This is a genomic window from Lacticaseibacillus manihotivorans DSM 13343 = JCM 12514, assembly GCF_001435035.1.
Classification (GTDB): Bacteria; Bacillota; Bacilli; order Lactobacillales; family Lactobacillaceae; genus Lacticaseibacillus; species Lacticaseibacillus manihotivorans.
In genome coordinates this window covers 1-1,423 of record NZ_AZEU01000117.1, presented here as the reverse complement: position 1 = coordinate 1,423, position 1,423 = coordinate 1, and the positions used below count along the sequence as shown (strand labels likewise).

The window sequence follows — 1,423 nt, the reverse complement described above, 5'->3', positions numbered from 1 at the left end:
CGAATCTAAACGAAGTGTTGGCAAGCGTTTCGGAATTGCGCATATGATTTTTCTGGTTGTTGTAGGAATTTATGAGCAACATGGTAGAAAAGGGTTGATAGCGCCTCCAAAAGTTACTGGAGAATTTCGAGTCAATCTAGTAGAGTGGAAGCAAGAACACCACGCATCTCTCACTGAAACTTGTGCGCACTTTGCCTTTCGCTCAAGGGCTAGTATCGGCATTTGGGAACGTATTTACTTCACCGAAGGCAAACAAGCGCTTCTCGCATTACAGCAAGGAGTGAAACCTCATCGTCCAAGAAAGTGTACAACAACGGCTGAAACGCCTGGAAAAAGAGAATTTATCGTTGCGGATACAGAACGACGCCTTAAAAAAATTGGCAGCCTTGAGAAAGCAACAAACAAAGAAATCAGCGAAGTCATCATCGAACTCAGGGCCAAGTACAAATTAGCTGATTTGATTGATGCTTTACCTATCAGCATGTCTGTGTTCCAGTACTGGCAAAAGAAATTGAGTCAACCAGATCCAGACGAAGAACTGAAATATCGAATTGGCCTAGTTTTCAACGCACATCATGGAAATTACGGCATTCCCCGGATAACACCGGAGGTGCGAGCAATGTACGCGGCAGAAGGCCGCCAAGAACCAAATCACAAACGTATTCAACGTGTGATGCATGAAATGAACATACATTGTCAGAAGTATGGAAATCGTACTCGCAAGTACGATTCCTCTAAGGGCCCTTCTGGCAAGAAAGCAAAGAACAAGCTGAGCCGGCGGTTCATGACCGATCGACCGCTACAAAAGCTTGTTTGTGATGTCACAGAACTACAAGCCGGTAATGGCGAGAAAGTGTACCTAGAGGTCATCAAAGATCTCTACAGCAACCGAATCTTGGAGTGGGAACTCTCAACGCATCCGACACTCCAATTTAGTCTGGCACCATTAGAGCGATTAGTAGTAGCTTTGCCTCAGACGGGGTACCAGATCACCTTACATACCGATCAAGGTTGGCAATACCAGCATCGTTCTTGGCATCGTCTTCTACGCAAGGGTCACATCCGTCAAAGTATGTCCCATCGCTCGACGTGCCTTGATAATGCGGCCTGTGAAACTGTGTTCAATAAGCTCAAAGCAGAGATGACTCCGGCCAAAGAATACTCAAGCGCAAAGGATTTAATGATGGCAGTCGATGAATGGATGATCTACTACAATGAAAATCGAATTCAAACACGACTAGGCAGTATATCGCCGTCAACATTTGAACACCGGAGTGAAATCAAGTATAGCTTTTATCTAAGGCTGGATTCTCAAAGGACTTCAGAGACTATCAAATAAATTGTTATATAAAAACAAGGTAACTCATCAAGAGTTACCTTGCGTCTAAATCATATTCAGTTCCAACAAATTGGGTAAAGGTCA

At 44.1% G+C, this 1,423-nt stretch carries 1 protein-coding gene; it reads left to right on the top strand.

The genetic code is table 11. The features are described 5' to 3' along the window. Nucleotides 1–1,339: IS3 family transposase (locus FD01_RS16030; protein ID WP_156647277.1), on the top strand; the 1,339-nt coding region annotated here is incomplete at its 5' end. Between the last annotated feature and the right edge of the window lie 84 nt (nt 1,340–1,423).